At 44.2% G+C, this 21,755-nt stretch carries 28 protein-coding genes and 1 pseudogene; 10 read left to right on the top strand and 19 right to left on the bottom strand.

Annotated features, from left to right (window positions below; all coding sequences use genetic code 11):
* Positions 1 to 128 precede the first annotated feature (128 nt).
* From QT992_RS12530 to QT992_RS12510, 5 genes are all read right to left on the bottom strand, one after another.
* The gene (locus tag QT992_RS12530; protein WP_333335575.1) at positions 129 to 347 is read right to left on the bottom strand and encodes a hypothetical protein; all 219 of its coding nucleotides are present in this window, start codon (positions 345 to 347) and stop codon (positions 129 to 131) included.
* Between the two features lie 476 nt (positions 348 to 823).
* Positions 824 to 1,087, bottom strand: coding sequence for a hypothetical protein (locus QT992_RS12525; protein WP_333335578.1), 264 nt, complete (start codon positions 1,085 to 1,087; stop codon positions 824 to 826).
* A 33-nt stretch (positions 1,088 to 1,120) separates the two neighbouring features.
* Positions 1,121 to 1,474, bottom strand: coding sequence for a hypothetical protein (locus QT992_RS12520; RefSeq protein WP_333335581.1), 354 nt, complete (start codon positions 1,472 to 1,474; stop codon positions 1,121 to 1,123).
* Positions 1,471 to 1,704: a hypothetical protein gene (locus QT992_RS12515; protein ID WP_333054257.1), complete on the bottom strand. Its 234-nt coding sequence runs from the start codon at positions 1,702 to 1,704 to the stop codon at positions 1,471 to 1,473. Before QT992_RS12515 ends, QT992_RS12520 begins: the two co-directional genes overlap by 4 nt.
* A 437-nt stretch (positions 1,705 to 2,141) precedes the next feature.
* Positions 2,142 to 2,498 (bottom strand): hypothetical protein, encoded by a 357-nt coding sequence (locus QT992_RS12510; protein WP_333335584.1) that lies wholly within the window; start codon positions 2,496 to 2,498, stop codon positions 2,142 to 2,144.
* A gap of 80 nt (positions 2,499 to 2,578) precedes the next feature.
* Here QT992_RS12510 and QT992_RS12505 point away from each other — a divergent pair, with 80 nt between their 5' ends.
* The gene (locus QT992_RS12505) at positions 2,579 to 2,737 is read left to right on the top strand and encodes a hypothetical protein (protein WP_333335586.1); all 159 of its coding nucleotides are present in this window, start codon (positions 2,579 to 2,581) and stop codon (positions 2,735 to 2,737) included.
* Complete coding sequence (locus QT992_RS12500) at positions 2,734 to 3,045, top strand: site-specific integrase (RefSeq protein ID WP_333335589.1); 312 nt, start codon at positions 2,734 to 2,736, stop codon at positions 3,043 to 3,045. Before QT992_RS12505 ends, QT992_RS12500 begins: the two co-directional genes overlap by 4 nt.
* Positions 3,046 to 3,097: 52 nt before the next feature.
* Here QT992_RS12500 and QT992_RS12495 read toward each other — a convergent pair whose 3' ends face one another.
* The 3 genes from QT992_RS12495 to QT992_RS12485 form a co-directional block, all read right to left on the bottom strand.
* Entirely contained in the window at positions 3,098 to 3,925 is an 828-nt protein-coding gene (locus tag QT992_RS12495) for a hypothetical protein (protein WP_333335592.1), read from the bottom strand.
* A 116-nt stretch (positions 3,926 to 4,041) separates the two neighbouring features.
* Entirely contained in the window at positions 4,042 to 4,227 is a 186-nt protein-coding gene (locus tag QT992_RS12490; RefSeq protein ID WP_333335594.1) for a hypothetical protein, read from the bottom strand.
* Between the two features lie 88 nt (positions 4,228 to 4,315).
* Positions 4,316 to 4,828: a hypothetical protein gene (locus tag QT992_RS12485; RefSeq protein ID WP_333335597.1), complete on the bottom strand. Its 513-nt coding sequence runs from the start codon at positions 4,826 to 4,828 to the stop codon at positions 4,316 to 4,318.
* 199 nt (positions 4,829 to 5,027) lie between these two features.
* On the opposite strand from QT992_RS12485, the gene QT992_RS12480 reads away from it, so the two are divergent.
* Together QT992_RS12480 and QT992_RS12475 are read left to right on the top strand one after the other, a co-directional pair.
* Positions 5,028 to 5,732 (top strand): site-specific integrase, encoded by a 705-nt coding sequence (locus QT992_RS12480; RefSeq protein WP_333335600.1) that lies wholly within the window; start codon positions 5,028 to 5,030, stop codon positions 5,730 to 5,732.
* A gap of 48 nt (positions 5,733 to 5,780) precedes the next feature.
* Positions 5,781 to 6,857, top strand: coding sequence for a GIY-YIG nuclease family protein (locus tag QT992_RS12475; protein WP_333335603.1), 1,077 nt, complete (start codon positions 5,781 to 5,783; stop codon positions 6,855 to 6,857).
* A gap of 235 nt (positions 6,858 to 7,092) precedes the next feature.
* On the opposite strand, the gene QT992_RS12470 is transcribed toward QT992_RS12475, so the two are convergent.
* From QT992_RS12470 to QT992_RS12450, 5 genes are all read right to left on the bottom strand, one after another.
* Positions 7,093 to 7,746, bottom strand: coding sequence for a hypothetical protein (locus tag QT992_RS12470; protein ID WP_333335606.1), 654 nt, complete (start codon positions 7,744 to 7,746; stop codon positions 7,093 to 7,095).
* A gap of 129 nt (positions 7,747 to 7,875) precedes the next feature.
* Entirely contained in the window at positions 7,876 to 8,313 is a 438-nt protein-coding gene (locus QT992_RS12465; RefSeq protein WP_333335609.1) for a hypothetical protein, read from the bottom strand.
* On the bottom strand, positions 8,306 to 8,455 hold the full coding sequence (locus QT992_RS12460; RefSeq protein WP_333335612.1) for a hypothetical protein: 150 nt from the start codon (positions 8,453 to 8,455) through the stop codon (positions 8,306 to 8,308). The genes QT992_RS12465 and QT992_RS12460 overlap by 8 nt, the downstream gene beginning before the upstream one ends.
* A 214-nt stretch (positions 8,456 to 8,669) precedes the next feature.
* A complete protein-coding gene (locus tag QT992_RS12455; RefSeq protein WP_333335615.1) occupies positions 8,670 to 9,197 on the bottom strand; it encodes an alpha-L-fucosidase in 528 nt (175 codons plus the stop codon).
* The gene (locus QT992_RS12450; protein WP_333335618.1) at positions 9,169 to 9,948 is read right to left on the bottom strand and encodes an alpha-L-fucosidase; all 780 of its coding nucleotides are present in this window, start codon (positions 9,946 to 9,948) and stop codon (positions 9,169 to 9,171) included. The genes QT992_RS12455 and QT992_RS12450 overlap by 29 nt, the downstream gene beginning before the upstream one ends.
* 132 nt (positions 9,949 to 10,080) lie before the next feature.
* On the opposite strand from QT992_RS12450, the gene QT992_RS12445 reads away from it, so the two are divergent.
* From QT992_RS12445 to QT992_RS12430, 4 genes are all read left to right on the top strand, one after another.
* A complete protein-coding gene (locus tag QT992_RS12445) occupies positions 10,081 to 10,443 on the top strand; it encodes a DOPA 4,5-dioxygenase family protein (RefSeq protein ID WP_333335622.1) in 363 nt (120 codons plus the stop codon).
* Between the two features lie 155 nt (positions 10,444 to 10,598).
* On the top strand, positions 10,599 to 11,102 hold the full coding sequence (locus QT992_RS12440) for a hypothetical protein (RefSeq protein ID WP_333335624.1): 504 nt from the start codon (positions 10,599 to 10,601) through the stop codon (positions 11,100 to 11,102).
* The gene (locus tag QT992_RS12435) at positions 11,089 to 12,096 is read left to right on the top strand and encodes an ATP-binding protein (protein WP_333377053.1); all 1,008 of its coding nucleotides are present in this window, start codon (positions 11,089 to 11,091) and stop codon (positions 12,094 to 12,096) included. Before QT992_RS12440 ends, QT992_RS12435 begins: the two co-directional genes overlap by 14 nt.
* A gap of 171 nt (positions 12,097 to 12,267) precedes the next feature.
* Positions 12,268 to 13,602, top strand: a complete 1,335-nt coding sequence (locus QT992_RS12430; RefSeq protein WP_333335630.1) for a serine/threonine-protein kinase — start codon at positions 12,268 to 12,270, stop codon at positions 13,600 to 13,602.
* Positions 13,603 to 13,654: 52 nt separating this feature from the next.
* Here the strand turns inward: QT992_RS12430 and QT992_RS12425 are convergent, their stop codons facing one another.
* Together QT992_RS12425 and tnpA are read right to left on the bottom strand one after the other, a co-directional pair.
* Complete coding sequence (locus QT992_RS12425; RefSeq protein WP_333335634.1) at positions 13,655 to 13,996, bottom strand: HepT-like ribonuclease domain-containing protein; 342 nt, start codon at positions 13,994 to 13,996, stop codon at positions 13,655 to 13,657.
* A gap of 86 nt (positions 13,997 to 14,082) precedes the next feature.
* Positions 14,083 to 14,489, bottom strand: a pseudogene (gene tnpA / locus QT992_RS12420) (IS200/IS605 family transposase).
* Positions 14,490 to 14,568: 79 nt separating this feature from the next.
* Between tnpA and QT992_RS12415 the strand changes: the two are divergent.
* Positions 14,569 to 15,846 (top strand): transposase, encoded by a 1,278-nt coding sequence (locus QT992_RS12415; protein ID WP_333335637.1) that lies wholly within the window; start codon positions 14,569 to 14,571, stop codon positions 15,844 to 15,846.
* 55 nt (positions 15,847 to 15,901) lie between these two features.
* On the opposite strand, the gene QT992_RS12410 is transcribed toward QT992_RS12415, so the two are convergent.
* A complete protein-coding gene (locus tag QT992_RS12410) occupies positions 15,902 to 16,210 on the bottom strand; it encodes a nucleotidyltransferase domain-containing protein (RefSeq protein WP_333335640.1) in 309 nt (102 codons plus the stop codon).
* 218 nt (positions 16,211 to 16,428) lie between these two features.
* On the opposite strand from QT992_RS12410, the gene QT992_RS12405 reads away from it, so the two are divergent.
* Positions 16,429 to 17,160, top strand: coding sequence for a tetratricopeptide repeat protein (locus QT992_RS12405; RefSeq protein ID WP_333335642.1), 732 nt, complete (start codon positions 16,429 to 16,431; stop codon positions 17,158 to 17,160).
* A 407-nt stretch (positions 17,161 to 17,567) separates the two neighbouring features.
* Here QT992_RS12405 and QT992_RS12400 read toward each other — a convergent pair whose 3' ends face one another.
* The 3 genes from QT992_RS12400 to QT992_RS12390 all read right to left on the bottom strand — a co-directional run bounded on the left by QT992_RS12400 (position 17,568) and on the right by QT992_RS12390 (position 21,684).
* Positions 17,568 to 18,761: a reverse transcriptase domain-containing protein gene (locus tag QT992_RS12400; protein WP_333335645.1), complete on the bottom strand. Its 1,194-nt coding sequence runs from the start codon at positions 18,759 to 18,761 to the stop codon at positions 17,568 to 17,570.
* On the bottom strand, positions 18,754 to 20,565 hold the full coding sequence (gene ltrA / locus QT992_RS12395) for a group II intron reverse transcriptase/maturase (RefSeq protein WP_333335729.1): 1,812 nt from the start codon (positions 20,563 to 20,565) through the stop codon (positions 18,754 to 18,756). The genes QT992_RS12400 and ltrA overlap by 8 nt, the downstream gene beginning before the upstream one ends.
* Positions 20,566 to 21,195: 630 nt before the next feature.
* Entirely contained in the window at positions 21,196 to 21,684 is a 489-nt protein-coding gene (locus tag QT992_RS12390) for a reverse transcriptase N-terminal domain-containing protein (protein WP_333335648.1), read from the bottom strand.
* Between the last annotated feature and the right edge of the window lie 71 nt (positions 21,685 to 21,755).

Genomic DNA, 21,755 nt, shown 5'->3' with positions numbered 1-21,755 from the left:
CGGGAGCGACCCGGTAAAGCGCTTTATTTACGACAAACTCATCGAATTTCAGCTTGGATAATTTCAGTTTGCTCTTTGGTTAAAAGAGCGAAATCTTCGGCTTCGAGCGAAGTGCCTAAAATCACAACTTAACCGTAGATAATGTCTCCATTACAAATTTTGCAAGTAGGATTTATCTCTTTCCTTAAAAACTCATTGTCACAAATCAAACTAATTGCCTTATCGCTGAAACTGTTATGGGAAGCAACTTCAATGTAAGCAGATGAACCTGGATTTCCTACTAAATTTTGCATTTCTGCAAGAGCCAGCATTTTCCCTGTGAGGAACAACCATCTTGCAGATACCATCGTCACTTGCGTCTGTGTCCGCTGTGGGCGGAGTCAAGTGCTATAAAAAGCGGGCTATCGTGCGCGCAACTTCCCCTTGCTTCTAACCAATCGGCGATCGCCCGAACAGTCGCCACGCCCAAGTCCACTACTTCCGACGCTCGTGCCGCGTCTTTTACCCCATATCCGCTTGCGTCTTACTCATCGGGTCAAAGTCACGGACACTCAATTGACTAACTTCGTTAACACCCTAAAAGTCTGGGATGAGAGAAAGTGGGGAGGCGATCGCTTCGCTACTTTCAGCCTTATTTTGCTGCACCGTTGCGTCCGATAAAGTCACAATTGTAGCTGGTGAAGCATCGGAACGACTGCATTTCTTACGCTTGGAAAATATAGGAAAACTCTAAAGTGTGACTCAGACGATTTAGTTTAATGGCAAGTTTGACAATCTTAGGGGTTGCAGGCTTAACAAACCCTCAATCTGCATCTGAAAATTCTCACGGGTTGGGTCGATCGGAGCGATCGCCCCCATCGGGAAATTTCTCGCTCAAACTCAGATCGAAATAATACTGACACCAAAATTCTGCTACCTCCAACAACATGGGTACTGATTCAGCCACGATACCCGAACCAGACTGCAATCCATAGCCTTCTACATATTCTCTAGCTAGTTTGTAAGTCCAATAGGGAAAATCTGTCTCTACGAAACACCGCAGTGCATACTCTAGCTTTAATAAATCTCCGCTGCGGACAAAGCGCACCGTTGCCCACCTAAAATTACGGTAGTCATCCCCTTACAAGCCATCAATGTCTCTCAATAAGTTTCTGAGAGATTGCCTGCTTTCGTAACTAGGACTTTCTAAGTAACTTTGCATCAGTGAAATTGCCTCATCCACTAACTGTTGTTGCTGTGCCCATTCTTCACTGGTGAAGTGTTCGGGACAAGTCGCCTGATTTATCTGTTGTTGTACCCGTTGAGCAATGTAGATCGCAAACTTTTGGGCAGCAACTGTATCGGTACACAGACTTTTGATACTCGTCAACCTGGTTATCGGTATAGCAAGTCGAGCTTTTTCAACTTCCTTAGTGGCTTGAATCCACTTTTTGATTTTATTGGCAGTAGCACGTTGTTGGTTGTTTTGTTTCATTCACCGTAAATCTCTTTCAGTACAACTGCCAATCCCGCGTCTAAATCTTGCAGCGCTTCATCTAGGCTCTCATAGCTATCTTTTCCGAACCACAGCATCCCACCACAATCGATCGCTCGCACAAAAGATGTTAAAGGACTCTCTGCGCTCGCGCCGATTTCAATCCAGCCTTCATGTTCGTATACCCAACGGGCTATGTTAGGGTACATCTGTTCCAACGAAAATTTCATCTGAACTAGCTTGCTTCCGGTGTGTGCATTCTTACTATAACGTCAGACTTCAAACCACAATTAATTTTCAATCCTGATGAAACCCAGTATATCAAGGAATGAGCTGCTATTCCCAAAATAGATAGAGTTGGTGAGTCCAGGATTGTATTAGTTTTTGTTGCAAACTTATTTGATAAGTTGATACTCCGCATCATATCTTGGCGTAAATGAAGGTTCCCACCACGTTCCTGCTTTTACAGGTAGCGAAGAAAGTGTCTGCACTCAATATGACGGGACAGTGGGAATGCGAGCGCAACGCAAATAAAGACGAGAACGATCGCCATCCCTGCCAGAAGCAAGAAGTTCTCTTTTCAATCAAAACCGGGTAGTAGAGACGTTCTGGTGGAACGTCTCTGCTGCTTCCAAGTTGTCTCACCTTCAAGCAGATTCAGGTATGCTCAACCGACCAATTCTCCACCGCAGTAACAAGAACTATCCGCACAACGATAGCAATAGACGCGATCGCATTCGACACACATTGATAAGTTTTCTAGTTTGTAAGTTTCAACGCAACCAGTGCAGCATTCTCGCTTTCTCAGCATATTATTGTAGTTATCACTGCCAAGTGCTCTGTAATTTGCACCTCCAAACAGTGTGATATTAGAACTAGCTTCTTCGGTTTTTCTAGCTTCGACACTAGACCATAAATAAGCCCTAACACGGTCATAGTCCAGCGGAAACACTTCTGTATCGCTTTTTTCGTTATTTAACCATTGAGTCATTCTAGTTTCAAAGCGTTCCCTAAATGTTGCCATTGCAATTACCTCATAAGTAAATAAGACCGGATTAATGCTGATTTCAGTCAATCATTAGGTTCAATATTAACAAGAGATTCATGCCGATTCAATCTGAAAGTCTTTCTCGGTCTTGGTTAGAAGCTATTTTAGTCGCGGCTTTTGTTGAAGTCCCGTTAAGAACTACCCCCGACAGATGCAGTAATGCAGTAAGTATGCAAGACTTTGGAGCATCGGGTCGAGTATACACGCCTGCATGAAAATAGAGGGACACGGACAAGCCAAAATATTCACTCAACAGGAAATCGAACTCTTGTTCAACGAAGGTTTGCAAACCTCACGCGATCGCACCTTGTTTGGAGTTTGTCTCTACACCGCCTGCCGCATCGCCGAAGCGTGCTCGCTGTCCGTTGCAGATATTGATACTGCCAAAGGGAAAGTCCGCCCCGAAATCAACGGACGCAAGGGCAACACCAAGGGCAAACTCCAAACCCGCACCATTCCCGCAATCAAAGACTTGCGAAGCCTTTTGGCAGCTTGGAAACCCAACGCCGGCAAGACATATTAATGCTATGGTAAATGAGTTAACTCCTAAGTTAAACTTAAACAAGTTATTTACATCATTTCCTAAATGGGTTGTAACGTTGTAAAAAAGCATAAGTTAAATAAATAGATCCACCAGTTATCAGCATGAGTTGGTAGATTTTAAAAGCTATAAAGTCTAATACAGATTCTTTTTCTTCTTGTATTTTAACTGGCTGGTAACCGCTAACTCTGTTTTTATTAATTCTCGTGTTTAGACTAGAATCGTCCGCAGGGAGGTTATCTTTAGGGAGGTTATCTTTTATTTTTTTGACAAGGAGTTCCCAACTCTCAGGCTGTAATCGAATGGCATCATCAGCACCACTTTCTGCGAAGTATCTCTCCTGGTCACCTACCATGAGTTGACCGCGCAGGTTTAAAATAACGGGAAGTTGTGCGGTTTCCGGGTTAAGCTTTAACATTTTGGCAATCTCTACCCCATTCACTTGTTTATCATTGTATTTACCCGAATAAGCTGTATTAACCATAATTATATCCACTTGCTTATTAACAGCGATTTGCATTGTGGTTTCTACATCAAACCCATAATATGCAACCAAATTAAATTTTATAATAAACCGCATAGCCGCTCCGCTAAAATTTAAACGATTATCTCCAACTATTAAAACCTTTATAGAGGCTGCAAGTTGTTCGGGTTCCTCAATCTCTGCGATAGCACAATGATTCATAGGATGAAAATTAAAAATAGCAATTATCTTTAATTTTTCATTCTGGAAAGTCACTAAATCCCTATAGTTTTCTGCGGGCAGTGAGCAATAGACTAAATCCCCATGACCGGAATTTTTAGCTGAATCACAAACCAGTAATTTGACATAACAAAGCCAGAAAGAAAATCTACTATTCATTAATTGATATCCCCTCCTAGTATTTCTAAGATTTCCCCAACCTCTGTCAAGTCGGTCTTATATCTCTTGAGTTTGTGCGAGTTGTTGCCCTCGCGATGTCTCTTCGTTGCGATCGTTCAGGCGCTCAATTTTCCCAGCCGCTCCTCGAACTCTGCGAACTCAGCCACTAATTTATTGTTTAGCATTGTGTCTATTTTTTTGTCTAGCAGTAGTTGAAACACCAGCACGTCAGCTTCAATGCTGGTATCGATAGATTGCGGCTTGTATCCCGATTTGACGGTGACTGTTGGTATTGGTGGCATGGTGCAATCTCGATCGAGGGCATAGATTCCACAATTGTATTGCAGGAGCGAAGTTTTTCAGGCGGATTGAAAAAGGTGATGTCTTTTTTTAATTATTATGAAAAATTGAACCCGTAAAAACACTTGCTATAATAATATTCAGAGCAAAGGCAATAGTTGCTAGAGCCAATAACCAGATGGAAAGATTTAGACGTTTACCTTTCTTGATTGCAGCTTCCTCAAATAATTCTCTAGCTTCCACCCAAGTATTTGTAATATAAGCTCTGCATCTTTCATCGGACTCATTGTACCAATAATCAGTCATTAACTCTCTGGGTTTAACAATAGTACCGATAGGGTTAGATCTGTAGCTGCGACGGTAATCGATTGGTTTGGGCTTAACTAGCACCCTCAAAAGAGCTGCCCCTAAGTGCTCTGGAGCGTGAATTACATCGTCGCGAATCAAGATATCGCCTATCATCAACTTATCAGGTGGATAAAAAACGCATTGAAGACTACCGACTTCGCTGTTGCGGTACAAGAGTTTGGCAAGAAAATATGAGTCTTCGTCCCCGTTTACTTGCAATCGGTATTCTTGTCCCTGGCGATCGCGAACAATCATTCGAGGGGTGTTTTCCGATGAACTTTCCAACATCATTTATTTTTAGAATACCTGATAGCGATTGTTCCTCACCGAATCTACGATCGCCTCTTCTTTCCCCTTGACCCCGCTTACCCACCGCATTAAGAAATACCCCGAACGATGCAGTAATGCAGTATTTGCGGCAAACTCTCAGGTGTAGGGTCGGTATACACCAAGCATGAAGATAGAACGGCACGGACAAGCAAAAATCCTTACGCAGGAGGAAATCGAACTGCTGTTCAACAAAGGTTTGCAAACCTCGCGCGATCGCACCTTGTTTGGGGTTTGTCTCTATACCGCTTGTCGGATTGCCGAAGCTTGTTCCCTGGAAGTCATCGATATTTACACTGCCAGAGGTACAGTCCGACCTACAATCAACTTCCGCAAAGCCAACACCAAAGGCAAGATCCAAACCCGAACGATTCCCGTCATTGAAGATTTGCGATCGCTTCTGACATCTTGGAAACCCAACGCTGGCCAGACTTATTTATTTCCCGGCCGCCACCCTGCCCACCACTGGAAGCATTTGCACCCCGACTCAGCGGACAAGCTTTTGAGAAAAGCGTTCGAGCGAGCTGACATCGAGGGAGCATCCACCCACAGCTTCCGTCGCACCGCCCTTACCCAGATGAGCAACGCCGGAATTCCGCTGCGGATTATTCAAGAAATCAGCGGTCACAACAACCTCGAACAGTTGCAGCACTACTTAGAAGTGAAGCCGGATCAAGTCAAAGGAGCGATCGCCTCTTTATCGATGCTTTCCTACACCGGAAAAGGTACATTTCCCGGTCTAGAGCATGAATTGCCTGCTGTGCCGTTACCGAAAGAGCAACTGTCACAAGACCTATCAGACGACACGGCCCAAGAAATTCCTGATTGGTGACGAGCAATTTTAGATTTTAGATTTTAGATTTTAGATTTTAGATTTTGGATGCAAGGATTAAAGTCACGCATCAAGAGCATCGAGTGCCTAGAGCTTTCTTTCCCCAAGGCAGAAGCCCTAACCCCTGGATTTGTTGTTAGAATTGTCGGTCATGTGGAGCGGGTGCATCTACGAAACCTGCTTTTAGGAGAATTGTTGACAATGTGGCTAAAATTTGGTGTTGCTCTCAGTGGCGAACTGACGAGCATTGATGAGGTTGTGCGCGGAAAAACTCAGCTAACTTGTCTCTACTGCGGTGGCGGATTGACAGCAAAAAAGGGGTCAGTGAAAGAACATCACTTCGCGCACACTGAGGAAACTTGCAAACCAGTCTCGCAGCGGATTAAAACCAAAGCGTTTCCCTCGCTGCCCCTCTACGATAATTTCAACGTGCAACTTAAGGGAGAGGAATTGGAGCAATTGAAAGTGCTGTGGAAAGAGTACGGGGCCCAAAAGCGATCGATTCCCAAAGACTTGGTAAACTTTCGGTGGGAACTCAAAGGATTGGTGGAGTCGGAGGGCGATCGCTCTTATCACTTTACCGACTTGGGTAAAATCCCCGTCGGCGCGCTTCCCCTGGCGCTGTTCAACAAAGTCCAAGAACCCTTGCTGCTATCAGAGTTAATGAAGTTAGAAGGCTCTGTAGAGATTGCTGAAGCTGCGGGGTTATCTTGCTTGGAAGAACGGCGGGCTGATTTGCTGATTTATCGAGCGCAGCTTCGTCGGATTCTGGTGAATTCGCTCTATTTCCTGGAGGTCAAAGCGGACGGCCACTGCTTCTATAAAATTGGGGTGACAACTCGATCGATCGAGGAGAGAATCGCCGAAGTGCAGCGGGATGTGAAAGCGCATTACTCGGATGTGGTTGTCAATTTGCTGGGATTGTGGGAACACCGGGGGAATGTCGAACTGTACTTCAAGCACCGATATCAACCCTTTAATTACCGGATTGGCAAGCTGACGGAGTATTTTGTGTTTCCTGATGTCAAAGCCGTGCTGAATGATTTGTATGAGATGAAACCCAAAATACTGAGTGATGTTGAGTTGGAGGTGATCGGCGGCAGCGTGGAAGAGGATGTGAGTTAACATCGAGAGAGCAGCGGGTTAGATAAGTGCGCTCGCACTTACAAACATAATTGATTACAGTACAGTTACAAGTGTTAATTAAGCAACTATCCCTAAAAAACTTTAGGTAATTATGAAACACTTTTCACTCCGAAACAAAAAGTATACTCGTGCAAAGACTCAATAATTTACTACCATAAAGCACCCCATCTGATTATACAACAGGCATACAATGTTCGCTGGAAAAAAAGTTGAGCTAATCGCTCACTGAGAACGTGTTAATATTTTGTTGAAACGAGGGTATGCGCTCTTCAAATTCCTCAGCACTGGTAGTAAATGCAACAGTCCACATATTGCTTCCCTGCTTAATCGTGTAGACTATCTGTTTGACAGATGTTCCATTCGGAATTATTGTTTCTGTCCCAATCTGACCTGCCTGATAGCCGCCAAGCGATACCTTCTTCTGCTCCACGACACGAATTTCGCTAGGTAATTGTTTGGTAATCATATCCAAGTATGTATCTGTCGTCACTGTAGATCCAACTGACTCTACAGCAATAGCGACATTAGTCAGAAAACCGGCTTTACCCACCTTCGAGTCATGAGCCCAAATGGCGTATGCGGATGGATTCTGTTTGAGAGACTGAGCTACCTGCTGATAGTAGGGTCCCCAAGATTCCAGCTCTTGAACCACCACGTCCAGATTTTTGCTGATATCTCCGCCCCTATAACTCTCCGGTAACTGCAATTGGGCACCGCGTCCCTCAAACTTTTTCCAACCTGGGATGGTGGTGGTTTGTGTGGCGGCAAACGGACTTGATGTTTGTTGAGAGGTTTCTGGCTGCTTGCAGCCTATGACTAGGCTTGGTAGCAACAGACAGAGTATCAGCAAAAAGTGTTTTTTATTCATGGAATTATAGTTTATACCCCAACTTGGTATCACTCATGATTGTACGTCTGAACGCAACTTGGTATGAGATTTGATATATTTTTGGTACTTCGGCGAATGTAACTTTAACACTCACCTCTCTCTTTGTGATTAATTTAATCTAAATAGCCAGCAGATTGATTTATCTTGTACTTGGACACAGGTCACGGCCAGTTGGCGGTTTATGGCGCGCTTGTAGCTCTCTTCTTCAGAAATCCGTTGTAAGGTGGTGGGATGGCGGAAATATACCACCCCGCAGACACCATCTATGCTCATGCTATCCTCGGCACAAGGTTTTTCTCCACGCCCTTGTAATCCCCACGTCATTTTTGTTTGTACGCCATCTTCCCAACGCAAAGTCCTTCCTCCGCCTCCAGCCCAAGAAACCGACTCATAGATGCAGGTTTGTTTAAGTTCTACTTTGTCTTGACGAAGCAACCAACAGGAAACAGATGCTCCCTCAATTCTGCCTGCGCGTGCAGGTGTGGCAGCCATGCCCAGTGCTAGAATCGGTAAAAAAACCGACAAAGTTTTCAAGTTTTTATCCACGGTTAACATATTCGGAAATAAGCGGAGTGTCAGGCTTGGCAAGTTCTATTGTCACCATGACCAATCTATTACCAAACTTGTTGCCGATCGCCACCAATACGCCAATTTTGGGAGAAACCGAACCAAACCCAACACCAACCATGCCCCCAATCTCGAAGAATGCGGTCGCTACACTTTATATGAACGCAACCCGAGCCCCCATTGCATCGGCAAACTAACTAATTATTTCGCGTGTCCTAATGTCAAGGTCGTGCTGCGGGGTTTGTACGAAAGGGCACCCAAAATGCTGAGTGATGTTGAGTTGGATGCCAAAGGCGACGGGGGTAGGAAGTGAAGAAGTGCGATCGCGAAACTGGTCAAATCTTGCGGATTGTATCGTTGGCTGGAGCAATATCAACTGCAATCACCGTAGCATAGGAATCGAGGGCAAGCGAGGGCACTTGAATCGTTAACTCCCCAAGAGGATCGGGACTTAACATAGAATCGACAATGGCACAGCGAGTTGAGTATTGTAATGATTCCCCTCCAGCGACTTTAGAAACGGCTTGAATCCGTTTAATGGGTACACCTCTTACTGTTACTGAATCGTAGGGCTTCATCAGCAAGAATAAGTAAAAGCAATTGCCCCGCCGAGTAGAAGGGCCGTAGAATTGCCAAGGTTCCAGTCCAGGCTGTGTTCCTACGATACTCTGGGCATGAACAGCCATCCATGCTTCTACCAATTGCAACAAATCCAATTGTTCAGATTGAATCTGCCCATTGCCCATAGGACTGACATTCAACAGCAGATTGCCGCCTTTACCTGCAACTTCACAGAGGGTATGAATAAGTTGGCGAGGTGACTTGAATTGGGTGTCATAGAGGGTTGTAACCCCAGCTTTCATTCAAAGTTAGGCAAGCTTCCCAAGTACGTTGAGGCGGTTGGGGGGGAATGAATTGTTCGCAGGTATCGAAGTCTCCAAATCCAGGGAGGCGATCGTTGATTAGCAAATGCGGTTGCAGCGAGCGAATCATTTCATTTAGCTGTCTAGCTTGCCATTGTTCTGGTTTTCGCTCCCAACCGCCATCAAACCAAAGCAAGTCAATCTTTCCGTAGTTGCTCAACAATTCTTTGACTTGAGCGAACATAAATTCAAGGTAGCGCTCCCACTGAGAATTCGTCGGCTGTCGAAACTTCCCAAACTGATACGGTTTGTCGGCTTCTGTGAAAGCCGGGTAGTCAGGGTAATGCCAGTCAATCAAGGAAAAATACAACCCAATTCGCAAACCCTCCGCCCGCATCGCGTCCACAAATTCTCGGACAATATCTTTTTTATACGGCGCATACTCGATAGAAAAGTCGGATTGCTGGGTATGAAATAAGGAAAACCCATCATGATGTTTAGCCGTCAAAATCACATACTGCATCCCCAAGCGTTTTGCTAAATTAGCCCAAGTTTGAGGGTTGTATTCAGTCGGATTGAAAGTTTGGGCGGTGCGGTGATAGTCCGCTACCGGGACATCTTGGCAGTACGGCAAGCTAAAGACGCCTCCGACCAAGGGCCAAGATAATTCGTACCCGCACTGGCTGCTGTGACTCCAATGAACAAACATTCCCAATCGTGCTGTCTCAAACCAGTTGTTTTCTTGAGTCATTAGTTCACCCTTAAATATAGGCGGTATTGTGAAAGAGTAATGTTTACTCGCAAGTAAAATTAATAAGCTAAGGTATACTTCTTTGTTGGATTTGGCTGCAATGAACCTCCCCATAATACCCCACTGAAAATCATGAAAGCAGACACCATCGAAATTGTTGGTTTTCACGCACATATTTACTTTGACAGCGATAGCCGTGATGCTGCGGAGCGTGTACGCGAAGGATTGGCTCAGTTTGAGGTGCAGCTAGGGCGTTGGCACGATAAACCCATTGGCCCTCACTCTCAAGCGATGTATCAAGTTGCGTTTTTACCCCCGCAGTTTGGCAAAGTCGTTCCTTGGTTGATGCTCCACCGCGAGGGGTTAGATATTCTCGTCCATCCCGAAACAGGGGACGATGTGGCAGACCATACTCTACATTCTTTGTGGCTGGGAGAAAAACTAGAGCTGAATGTCGAAGTTCTGCGACCTAGGACAGCCAACGCGAAGTTTTAAGTCATCGCTTTCTGCGGTGGATTGCTCTATGTAGAGCAAACACTACTTGCTAGGTTCGGTAGTCCGCAAACTAAATTATTTGCTCAGAGATATCGTTGATTAATTAGTCAAAAACAGGCTAATCTTTGGCAATTGTAATTTATTTGAAGTAACAAATGACAGTTAAAGCTATTTCTGCCACCATCCTTTTAGGTGCGATTCCGCTTCATGTTTATCAACTACCCGACGGCGGCTACAAAGTCGATGCGATTGGAGTTATGAACGCGGTGGATAAAAAGGGTAACGCATTAACTAAGTTTCTCGCTGGGAAATCGGCTTTAGCTCTGCCTTTTGGCGGATACAATTTTACACAAGCCCAAAGCATTCCAGTGGAAGGCAACGCTCAATTAATCAAGCCTATTCCCATTGCATTAGCTACAGCATACTGGCTCAATGAAGCAACCAAAGGCAACGTAAAAGCTCAAGCTTTAGTTCAAGCTAGCATGGCAGAATCTATCGAACGGCGGGCTGACGCAGCATTCAGCATCAAGCGTACTGAACCTGAGTACAATCTGCGGTTTGGGGAATTTTTTGAGTCAGTTATGTTGGAGAACCGGCAAGAGATTACGGGCAGGAGATTGCCCGGTGACGATTTGTACTTGCCAGATGGGATTAACTGACCAGAAGTGCGATCGCTCATACAACTACGCTAGTTTTTTGAATTTGTTTATTTTATCCTCAAAGTACCTTGAATGTTTGACCCGTCACAAGCCCAACGATATTCGCACACTTTCAGACCAAGATTTATCTGAGTTTCTTCCTGATGCCGAAGATGACCGACACGAGTATAAAAGCAGTGCAATTAAAAAGGATAAAGAACTCGGCGATAAGATTGCCAAAGCAGCTTCGGGGTTTTGGAATAGCGGGGGTGGATTGTTTGTTGTCGGAGTAGATGAGAACGGTCAGCCTGATGGAGGAATATCTCTTAACGTGGGTCGGCAGTCACGACGGGATTGGATCGATCAGGCAATTTCACAAGTAATGCCTAAATCTTGTTATGTGATACACAGCATTGAAAATAGTGGCTGTGGTCTTAATATTGAATCTGGAAAAGGAGTATTTCTAATTGGCTTTGGCGACAGTGAAATAGGCCCGCACATGGCTCACGACCACTGTTACTACATTAGGGCGGGAGCGCATACTGTTCCGGCGGGTCACTTTATTGTCGAAGCCATTCGCGCTCGGCGGGGATTGAGAACACCGTTACTCAGCCACATTGTCCGCCTCAAGCCGGGAAATAGCAAAGTCATTCAACTCGGTATCGTTGCGTTGAACGCGGCCTCTGCGATTAATGTCTGCGTTCAAGCTGATATGCTGCCAAAATCCATCACCGTCGCACAATTAGACGAAAGTTTTTCTCTACGGTGTCCATTTATATCAGAACAATTTCCTTTATTTTTTGATATTTCTCTGATGATGATAGGCCGGGTCGAATTGCCCCCATTCAACCTAAAATTGACTTATTCTGATATTGCAAACCGCACATATAACCAAAGTTTTGAAGTTGATATCGAACGTCAATTGGGACCAAATCTCAGTTCGGACAAAGGAACTGATGCTATTGTGGAAAAACTTAAAGATATCGCCACAGCTATTACCAAAATTAAAAAGTAGCAATTAATTTTTCCTCACCGATCGATCCGATACCCTCGTCAGCGTTGCTGACACCCAGGAGTGTGTAGTATATACTGTATTATGCCAAGACAAAGCTTCCGAAGATTTTTATATGAATGCTGCTAATTCGGTTCTAAGCAATCATCTGCCTCAACCCACACTTTAAAGATTATGAGCAAACAGAAAAACAAACCTTGGGATGAAAAATGGGAAATTGTCAGGCCGATTGGAGGCGGCGGGCAAGGAGATACTTTTCTCGTTCAACCTAAAGATTCTCCTATTCCGCATCAGACTTTTGTATTGAAAATACTCAAAAATCAGAAAGCTTCTGAAAGGCGCAGGAGAATGCACAGAGAGGTTGCTGCGTTAAATACCCTCGATTGCCCCGGCATCCCGCGTTTGATTGAATCGAATTCCGATCAATTTGATTCCGATGTTCCGCTTTACATGATTGGTGAATTTATTGAAGGAAAAACACTTTCACAAATTCTAGACCCCGCTCCCTCTATGGGAATTGCGGATGCTGTTAATCTTGTTCTGAAACTTTTAGAGACTGTACAATACTGTCACAAACTTGGCATTGTACACCGAGATATCAAACCGGACAACATTATCATCCGCTGCAATGACATCAGCGCTCCAGTTCTTATAGATTTTGGCATATCATTTAACGAATCTGATACTGACAATACTACTTTGACGCCCGCTTGGCAGCAGCTTGGAAACAGATTCTTAGCACTTCCCGAGCTTCAGGTAAATAGCAGTATGCAGCGCGACCCCAGAGCGGATATTACACAATGCTGCGGGATTTTATTTTTTGCGATCGTCGGCTCACCTCCGGTCACTTTGCTCGACCATGAAGGAAGAATGCCCCATCAAAGACCGGAAAGTCAAAAAGCTTTGTCGAAAATCCCTTCCGATTTACTGGCTAAAGTGAATAGAATTTTTGACAGAGCATTTGGAACTCAAATCGACTACCGCTGGCAATCTATACCCGAGCTACAACAAGCCTTAACAGATTGCATTTCTGCAAATCAGAGCATTCATAATGCCGAACAATATATTGCTCACATCCAAAATAAAGTATCAACTTCATCTGATTACGCCCAACGCCAGTCTTTTAAAATACTTGCTCAACAGCTCGTTAAAGAGCTTTATAACGTAAGTCTAACTGTTGCAGGCGAACTTGGCAAAGGCTTTGGTACAATTCACGATGCAGAGGCAATAAACTTTAAAAATCGCGGTATTGTTCGGGTTAAAATAGACTGGGCTAAACTAAGGTTCTCGCAAAGTCACGGCATTACCAACGAATTTTTACCCAATATTTTTTTTCCTAAGTTTATAGGATCTGCAACAGGAAACGAACTCGTTTTGTTGGCAGAGGTAAATGGAGAGCAAGTTGAACTGTTAAGGACTCCTTTAAACGGCGAGCCTGACTTTACTACTTTTAGCGAACGTCTCCGGCTTTTCTATCTTGAAGGAGTGAGAAAATTAATAGGAGCTTGAACGACCAAACACTGCGAGAGCGCTCGTTCCCTACAATACAATAGTGCTAAACTCACGTATCTAGCAACTCCTGTAAAATCTGTTCTACTGTTACCTTCAACGGAGGTAAATTATTCTGTACGATCGCCCAAACTAGGTTTAGCGAGACTCTGAAATATTCATGCACTACAAGGTTTCTAAACGCTACAATTTGCGCCCAAGGCACGGACGAATATCGACCTGTTAACTCGGAGGATAACGCATTTGTTGCTTCTCCAATAATTTGCAGGTGATGAACAATCCAAATTTGGATTAATTCTTGGTTGTCAAATGCCTGCCTGCCAAGGCTAGCATATCGCTCAATTGCGGCTATTGCATCTAATATATCTTGCAGCCGTTCCGCTTCCCGCCTCATAAAAATTAATACGGGATGCGGGAAACTCAGTGGCTTCAGCCCGCTCGTGGGAAGCGACTCGGGGGACTTCAGTCCCCGTGTCTTTCTTAATTAGCAGAGTGATGCGGATCTTCGATGTATTTCCTAACAACTTCACTACTAATATTGCCTGCGGTACTAACAAAATAGCTGCTCGTCCATAAAGATGGCAGCTTTTTTAATTCGGGAAATTCAGCCCTTAAATTGTGACTAGAACGTCCCTTAAAGGCTTTAACAACCAATGCGGGTGTGTCCATCGGCTTAACTGCCACAAATAAGTGTACGTGATCTGGCGCTACTTCCAGAGCTAAAATATCCCAACCTTTCTCGATTGAAAGTGCTAAAAATATTTCACGCAGCTTAGTTGCTACACTGCCAACCAGAACTTTTTTCCGGCGTTGGGGATAAACACAAAATGGTAATTAAGTAGGAATTTGACGTGGTTGTGAGTCTGGTACTCAGGAAGTAGCAACATAAAGTTTTGTTGTTATGAATTGACTTATCCACTATACTCACCTAAACTAAATAAATCAACTAAATTTCGGGAAAAAGAGGTGACTAAAGTCAAAAAAACAATGGGAGTGCAGCAAGTATTGCTGTCTCCCACCAAAGAAGTTGAAGCCGTATTACAATATCTTTGTCGGCAATCCGGCAAGCTGTACAATAGTGCTGTTTACTTCGCTCGTCAAACACTTTTCAAAACAGGAAAACTGTTGACTGGAAAATTTGACTTGTCTTTTGAGCCATCAATTTCTAAGTCGATGGTTGCCAAGTCTCTGCCTTCGACACCCATGCAACAAACTTTAATGTCGGTTGCAGAGGCTTTTAAAGGTTTCAAAGAGTTAAGATCCTTGTATAACGAAGGTCAATTGCACTTTAGACCTAAACCTCCGGGCTATCTAACAGGATCTAAATTGTTCAAAGTGGCATACCCAAATTCTGGAGGATTAAAACCAGCATTAATTGGCAATCAGTTGCGATTTTCCTTGGGCTTGACAGTTAGACGCTGGTTTGAAATTTCGGATTTCCTTTTACCTATGCCGTCAAATATTGACTACACAAAGGTTAAAGAGTTCACGATTCTCCCTAAGAATGGCGCTTTCTACTTAGAAATGTCTTACGAAATAGAATGTAAGCAACATAATTTAGATTACAATCAAGCTCTATCAATTGACTTGGGGACGGCTGACAACTTAGCAGCTTGTATTGACACGCTCGGAAATTCTTTCTTGATTGATGCTCGCGCCATGAAGGCAAGGAATCAACTTTGGAATAAGAAAGTAGCGACTAGAAAAGAAGGAAAGCCCACGGGTTATTGGGACAGTTGGTTAGACCGCGTAACCCGCAAGCGCAATCACCAGATGCGCGATGGTATCAACAAAGCTGCAAAGTTGATCGTTGACCATTGTTTGAAACACGGTATCGGCAATCTAGTAATCGGATGGAACCAAGGGTTTAAGTCCAATGTTGATATGGGCAAACTAAATAATCAAAAGTTTGTTCAAATGCCTTTGGGAAAATTGAAAGATCGCTTAAAGCAACTTTGCAATTTGCACGGTATCAAGTTCACTGAAACAGAAGAAGCGTATACGTCCAAGGCTAGCTTTATTGATGGAGATTCCCTACCCAAATACGGTGAAAAACCGTCTGGGTGGAAAGCATCTGGAAAGCGCATTAAACGTGGGCTGTATTGCTCTGCCGATGGAACTATAATTAACGCGGATCTGAATGGCGCGGGCAATATTCTAAGAAAAGTAGCCAGTAAGTTAGGTGTAAAACTTGACCGACTGGGTAGACGGTGTTTGGCCACCGTAGCGAGAATTAGACTTTAGTAATAACTAGAGTTATTCTGTCAGCAGAATCTCAGTGGCTTTAGCCCTGAGAGTGTCAAAGTGGTACAGCTTCCTGCAAAACGCGCTCGCGAATGCGTTCTTTCAACATATCTACTGTGGCGATATCGACCTTGCGATTGAGCAGTTGTTCTAAATCAAGCAAAAGCCCACCTGGAAACCAAGGCGTAATTTTCTCTAAATCGTAATCCACTAACAAATCAATATCACTTTCTGGGGTCGCTTCGCCCCGTGCTACTGAACCGAATACGCGCACATTGTAGGCTCCGTGCTTTTGGGCAATGGCGAGAATTTGCGATCGCTCATAATACAGTAATTCTTGAATACCTAATCCTGTTTTTTTCATCACGCCCTCCACAGGGGTCATTGCTAGTTAATCAGCGAAAGTAGCCTAAAAGTTATCTGTAAGCACTCAAAGCCAAGCTATCAGACATTGTAGAGTATTGTAGTATGCTCGATAAAGCTTTCAGATTTAACAGGAGTTCATGTGGGAATGCAAATTGAACCCTACGACCCTCACCACCTTGATGCTGTTATTGGTCTTTTGCATGGGGGAGAAAATTTATGGATTGGGAAAAACTATTTCAAGCCGGAGATTTAGCACAGCAAGCTGGTGAATATGTTGAGGCTGAGTCAATATGGAGGCGTTTTCTGAAGCACGATCCTGATAATGCGTATGTCTACCTCAAGCTAGGAATGGCTTTGGATTATCAAGGTCAAGGTGAGAAAGCTATCTGGGCCTACCAAAACGCTATTAGGATTGCCCCTAATTATTCAGCAGCTTACCTGAATATGGCTGCCACACTAGCCGAGCGGCAAAGATTTTCCGAGGCTATGACAGTCTATCAAAAAGCGATCGAGATTGATTCGAGCCAACCACAGTCTTTTGTTGGTCTTGGTATGGTACTTGTAAATCTAGAGAGATACGGCGAGGCAATTACTAATTTTCAACAGGCAATTCAGGTTGCTCCTCAATCTGCTGCTGCACATTACCATTTAGGTATTGCTTTGAATAAGCAGGGCAGATACGAAGATGCTATCACCGTACTTGAGCGCACCACAGAACTGGCACCCAATTCGGCTGTTGTATATCAATACCTCGGACAAATACTTGGTAATCAAGGTCGATTTGATGCAGCAATTGCAGCATTTGAAGAAGCGATCGACCTCGATCCAAGCTATGCGGCAGCTTACTATAACCTGGGATTTGTACTCAATGCTGTAGACAGAACGGAAGAAGGAAAAGCAGCCATCCAAAAAGCTTTGTTATTAACACGTGAACAAGCCGAGCGGTAAAAAGAGCAGTATAGTCCTGTTCGGATATCTATTTATAGCAGTTCTAATTAGAACTTCTAGAGATTGCAGGTAAGACCAATGCTTGGAGAGTGAAGTGTACCGCTAGATTTATAGTCTGAAATCTGATGCAAGCGATCGCATCCTATCCTTCAACTTATTCCTGTAGAGAGAGGAAAGTTTTAGAACTGCTTACTAAAATACGATCAAATCGTCTACCAATTTGAAGCATTTGAATTTTTTAACTTGGCAGATGCGGAATGCTAGGGAATTTAAGCTGCAAACAATCAGAGGGGATTTGTTGTGAAATCTCGAAGATTGCAATCATGGTTCCGCGATCGCCACCAACACCTCAATTTTTGGGAAACTAAACCGGTTGAGTCGATGGGAGATATTATTCTCCGCACCTCTCAATTAGATCCGGACGTGCTGGTTTCCCCGCATCCGGCTCCCGATGTTCTTGGCTTGCGCCTTTGCTCATGTGGAGATAATCGTGGCAGATGAGAGTGAACCGCTAGAAGGTTATTTATTTTCCAATTACTATGGCAACCATCTACATGATGCAGATGTACCTTTTCATCGCCTAGCGTTTTTAAGCCACATTTTCCACATTTATGGTTTTGCCGTTTTAAAGCTTTAGAGGTTGCGCCGTCATAGAGCTTGCTGTTACGCTCACTCCAGTAGGCTATATCTCCGTCGTAGGGAGATTTCTCCCCTTTGACATTGACAAATTTGTGTTCGGAGTAAGGAACCGCCGGGAAAGCTTTTTCTATCAATTTCGTGACAGTATAACGGTTCTGTTTCGATTCCTTATTGAATACCTTGAAGGCTCTATTGTTGAGGAACCACAGCGAGAACCGTGACCCATCTAACTTACAGTAGCGATGGTAATTTCTCCAACCTCTAACCACAGGGGCTAATTTCTCAGCTTTGACCGTGGCACCATAATTCGAGTTGTTAACGATGTATTTTACCTTCTGACGAAATGCTTTAAAATTGTCCGCTGATGGAACGCATCTAAATTTCCCGTTGTTTTGCACTTTGAAATGCCAACCGAGGAAGTCAAATCCATCTGTCGTAGCTGTTAGCTTAGTTTTCTTTTCACTAACCTTCATGCCTCGTTCTGCCAGAAATTCGCTGACTTTATCAAGTATTGCCACTGCGTCATCTTTAGGCTTCAGAATTATTACCATGTCGTCCGCGTAACGGACTGATTGATGTATTTCCTCAATCCCATTGAGAGCGATATTGGCTAATAATGGACTTACCACGCCCCCTTGCGGGGTTCCTTGTTCTGGAAATTCTGGATTGACTCCTGCTTTTAGACAGCGGAATATTCCGGTCTTGACGCCTTTTGGGGCGATGAGTCGTTCCATTATGCTAGTGTGGCTTATCCTGTCGAAGCATTTTTCGATATCGAGTTCGATAACTCGCTTCTCTATTCCATTGCAGTAAGAGCGTAGATTGTTGAACAGAATTTTTTGTGCGTCGTGCGCCGACCTATTAAAGTCGGCGACCCTCTCACGAGAGCCGCCGCTCTCCAAAACCGTGCGTGAAAATTTCTCTTCACACGGCTCCTCAGTGACTTGGTGCTTGTCACGCATTCCTCATTACCAACATATCCTCATCCCAAAACCAATTCAGTTCGGAGGGTGGTTTAGGCTCGGCACTGTTACAGCCAGATTTTCTGCCAGGACTGCCATCACTGGTAGTCTTTGTGTCGTGGCAATGTCTGTGTAGAAGTTGCCAATTTTTATAATCATCCTTTCCACCTTGCGATTTGGGGATAATATGGTCAATTTCCATCACATCGTTTTCACGGAAAAACAATCCACAGTGGGCGCATTTTCCCTTTTGCCATTTCAAGAGTGATGAGACTCTTGTAGGCATTTCTGGGTTGTTGCCCATTCTTGTACTCCAATAAACCAGATTCCCGTCAAATGGGGACAATTTGCCTTTGACTTTTACATGACGCACTATTTTAATGCGGGCATGGTCAAGTAACCGAAGTGGGTTTTTCCCAACTTCAGTGGTTGCAAATACCCAGTTATCATCGCCTATGGAGTGCCAATATTTCTTTGACACCCATCCCTTTGATTTCTTTGGGTGGCGGAATTGTGCCCAAGAGACAAGCTTTTGATACACTAGGTCATCTAACTGAGCGTAGATTTCCTTACTTATGACAGTCGAATAGAAGTTAGCCCAACCCCTACTGATAGGGTTTAGTCGCTTAATTAGCGCCGCTTGCGGTGCTGACTTATGGGAGTCAATTACATCTGACAGACGGTCATAATGTGCCTTCACTTTTTCTTGACTTGGGGTAATGATGGTCTTAAAACCGAGTAATTCCCCTTTCGTATTTTTACCTGTATGGTGTTTCCCTTTGGGGAACTGACGTATATTAAATCCAAGGAAGTTGAATCCTGGCTTTTCCTCAACAAAAGTTGAAAGAGTGTGCGTCAGCCGAGTTTTACTGGGTTTTAATTCCAAGCCTATGCCCATTAACCATTCCGAGATTATTTCCCGGCATCTTTGAACAACGGTTATGTCTTCATGGAGAATCACGAAGTCATCGGCGTACCTGATTAAAGTAGCTCCTGGCTGATAGCCAGCGTATTGACCTTTCTTGACAATTGTGCCACTAGGAAAGGCGCTTTTTATCCGGTTTTCCATCCCGTGGAGGGCTATATTTGCCAAAAGCGGCGAAAGACATCCGCCTTGTGGCGTTCCCTCAGATGTAGGAAACAACTGCTTACCATCCATCACCCCCGCTTTTAACCATGCACGAATTTGACGGCGAATGGTGGGAGATGTATTCAGTTTTAAAAGCAGTGTTTCATGGTCGATACAGTCGAAACACTTCGATATGTCAGCATCAAGTACAAACTTTTGTTTATACCTGATGGAGTTAAAGATTGCTTCGATTGCATCATGACATGACCTTCCGGCTCTGAACCCGTATGAGTTTGGTTCAAATCGCGCTTCCCATTCTGGTTCTAATGCCAGTTTGACAAGCGTTTGCAAGGCGCGGTCATCCATTGTAGGTATTCCTAAAGGTCGCTTCTCGTCACGTCCAGGCTTGGGAATCCATACACGCCTGGTCGGGCTGACCTTAGAACCCAGTTTTATTTGATTTATCAAGGCAAGACGGAGATTAGGAGTCAGCGATTTAACGCCGTCTACACCTGCCGTCTTTTTGCCGCAATTATCCTGGGTAACTCTACGAACCGAAATGGCTCTTGCTGACCAAGAATTCATCAACGTTTTTTGGAGTCTGCGATATGTTTTTACATCGCCACGTTGAGAGGCTTGATAAATTCTCTGTTGCAGCTTATACACTCTACGTTCTAGCTTTCGCCAGTTAATAGAACGCCATTCCACCGTAGTCTTTAAACTCGTATTAGACATATTTACTGCTACTGGAAACTTCATCTTCCAAATCACCGTGATTCTGTCTGCCTATCCTCACCATTACAGTCAGGCGTTTTGCTTTTGAATCAATCTTGCCTACTCTTCGTATTAGTTAGCACCTACTCAATCATTGAAGACTGAGAACAGACGAGAGGTTACTTCGTTTCTGATAGTCATTGTTTGAGTTTTTAGAGCGGTACTATCCACCGGGTTTAGAGGAAGTGCTTGTTGGTCAACCAGGAACTTGCCAACTCCCCATTATCCTTGCCCATTTTGGGACTCCCAACGTAAACAGCCTGATTTCGCTGGTTATTCATGACGATGGTTCAAATGTACCTTTGTATTCCTACTCATGAACTCTTGCTCGGTGTTTACCAGGTTAGGCTTCCAGTATTGACACCTTTCACCCCCGCTTCAGGGATTGATGGCTAGTCGCTACCCTGGGGGACGCAATTCTTGACTGCGCTCTGTGTGCTTTCACTCCTGCACCTGGAGGGTGGGACTTAGTTTTCTAGGATACTTACCTCACCCACATGACTATCAAATTGTCTTGGCGAAGCCTCTCCCTTTGGGAGAAGATTCTTGTGTAGCTTGCGGGTAATCCTCTACCCATTTCAGGGTTAGTTTCTACCCAACGAATCGCACTCCTGTTCTAAATCCATAACTCATAGCGTGGAAAGTTGCTTCGTGTGCTGGCTCTAGCGCGTATTTCGCGAGGCATTGCCACGCTCTATCGGCGATAGTCGGTATCTTGAGGAGGCGGGTACTCCCATCCTTTTTAGGGATTGGTATTGAACGTAATTTCTGGTGTTTCCAGTTGTTACTTTTGACTCTGAGTTCTTCACTCAGAGTAAGCCTTTCCTCAATTGTGAGTGAGGCTTTCCCATCGATTCCCGCAGTCTTTTTGCCAGCGTTTAGTTGAGTTACTTGACGTATCGCCAGCATTCTTGCAGCCCGAGATTTCAGAATTAGCTTTTGAAGGGACTTTGCTTTCTGCTTGTCTCCAACCTGAATCGCTTTATACACGCGCTTTTGTAGGCGGAATAAGTCACGGCGGAATTTCTTCCACGGTAACGTTTTCCAAGATTCACTAACATTGCTGTTGTGTCTAATCATGCTCTGCTCCCGTTTGTGTACTCTGAACACCTCAGACCAATTACGGTCTGTCCTACCCGAACTAAGGGGGT

Origin of the sequence: Microcoleus sp. T3_D1 (assembly GCF_036700405.1) — a bacterium.
Classification (GTDB): Bacteria; Cyanobacteriota; Cyanobacteriia; order Cyanobacteriales; family Microcoleaceae; genus Microcoleus.
This window is presented reverse-complemented; position numbering and strand designations above follow the sequence as displayed.

Bases quoted from the DNA above. Each gene is read 5' to 3' on its own strand.
- QT992_RS12530 (WP_333335575.1), bottom strand. From the start codon at position 347: ATGGTATCTGCAAGATGGTTGTTCCTCACAGGGAAAATGCTGGCTCTT.
- QT992_RS12520 (WP_333335581.1), bottom strand. From the start codon at position 1,474: ATGAAACAAAACAACCAACAACGTGCTACTGCCAATAAAATCAAAAAG.
- QT992_RS12515 (WP_333054257.1), bottom strand. From the start codon at position 1,704: ATGAAATTTTCGTTGGAACAGATGTACCCTAACATAGCCCGTTGGGTA.
- QT992_RS12510 (WP_333335584.1), bottom strand. From the start codon at position 2,498: ATGGCAACATTTAGGGAACGCTTTGAAACTAGAATGACTCAATGGTTA.
- QT992_RS12505 (WP_333335586.1), top strand. From the start codon at position 2,579: ATGCCGATTCAATCTGAAAGTCTTTCTCGGTCTTGGTTAGAAGCTATT.
- QT992_RS12500 (WP_333335589.1), top strand. From the start codon at position 2,734: ATGAAAATAGAGGGACACGGACAAGCCAAAATATTCACTCAACAGGAA.
- QT992_RS12495 (WP_333335592.1), bottom strand. From the start codon at position 3,925: ATGAATAGTAGATTTTCTTTCTGGCTTTGTTATGTCAAATTACTGGTT.
- QT992_RS12490 (WP_333335594.1), bottom strand. From the start codon at position 4,227: ATGCCACCAATACCAACAGTCACCGTCAAATCGGGATACAAGCCGCAA.
- QT992_RS12485 (WP_333335597.1), bottom strand. From the start codon at position 4,828: ATGATTGTTCGCGATCGCCAGGGACAAGAATACCGATTGCAAGTAAAC.
- QT992_RS12480 (WP_333335600.1), top strand. From the start codon at position 5,028: ATGAAGATAGAACGGCACGGACAAGCAAAAATCCTTACGCAGGAGGAA.
- QT992_RS12475 (WP_333335603.1), top strand. From the start codon at position 5,781: ATGCAAGGATTAAAGTCACGCATCAAGAGCATCGAGTGCCTAGAGCTT.
- QT992_RS12470 (WP_333335606.1), bottom strand. From the start codon at position 7,746: ATGAATAAAAAACACTTTTTGCTGATACTCTGTCTGTTGCTACCAAGC.
- QT992_RS12460 (WP_333335612.1), bottom strand. From the start codon at position 8,455: ATGGTTGGTGTTGGGTTTGGTTCGGTTTCTCCCAAAATTGGCGTATTG.
- QT992_RS12455 (WP_333335615.1), bottom strand. From the start codon at position 9,197: ATGAAAGCTGGGGTTACAACCCTCTATGACACCCAATTCAAGTCACCT.
- QT992_RS12450 (WP_333335618.1), bottom strand. From the start codon at position 9,948: ATGACTCAAGAAAACAACTGGTTTGAGACAGCACGATTGGGAATGTTT.
- QT992_RS12445 (WP_333335622.1), top strand. From the start codon at position 10,081: ATGAAAGCAGACACCATCGAAATTGTTGGTTTTCACGCACATATTTAC.
- QT992_RS12440 (WP_333335624.1), top strand. From the start codon at position 10,599: ATGACAGTTAAAGCTATTTCTGCCACCATCCTTTTAGGTGCGATTCCG.
- QT992_RS12435 (WP_333377053.1), top strand. From the start codon at position 11,089: ATGGGATTAACTGACCAGAAGTGCGATCGCTCATACAACTACGCTAGT.
- QT992_RS12430 (WP_333335630.1), top strand. From the start codon at position 12,268: ATGAGCAAACAGAAAAACAAACCTTGGGATGAAAAATGGGAAATTGTC.
- QT992_RS12425 (WP_333335634.1), bottom strand. From the start codon at position 13,996: ATGAGGCGGGAAGCGGAACGGCTGCAAGATATATTAGATGCAATAGCC.
- QT992_RS12410 (WP_333335640.1), bottom strand. From the start codon at position 16,210: ATGAAAAAAACAGGATTAGGTATTCAAGAATTACTGTATTATGAGCGA.
- QT992_RS12405 (WP_333335642.1), top strand. From the start codon at position 16,429: ATGGATTGGGAAAAACTATTTCAAGCCGGAGATTTAGCACAGCAAGCT.
- QT992_RS12400 (WP_333335645.1), bottom strand. From the start codon at position 18,761: ATGCGTGACAAGCACCAAGTCACTGAGGAGCCGTGTGAAGAGAAATTT.
- ltrA (WP_333335729.1), bottom strand. From the start codon at position 20,565: ATGTCTAATACGAGTTTAAAGACTACGGTGGAATGGCGTTCTATTAAC.
- QT992_RS12390 (WP_333335648.1), bottom strand. From the start codon at position 21,684: ATGATTAGACACAACAGCAATGTTAGTGAATCTTGGAAAACGTTACCG.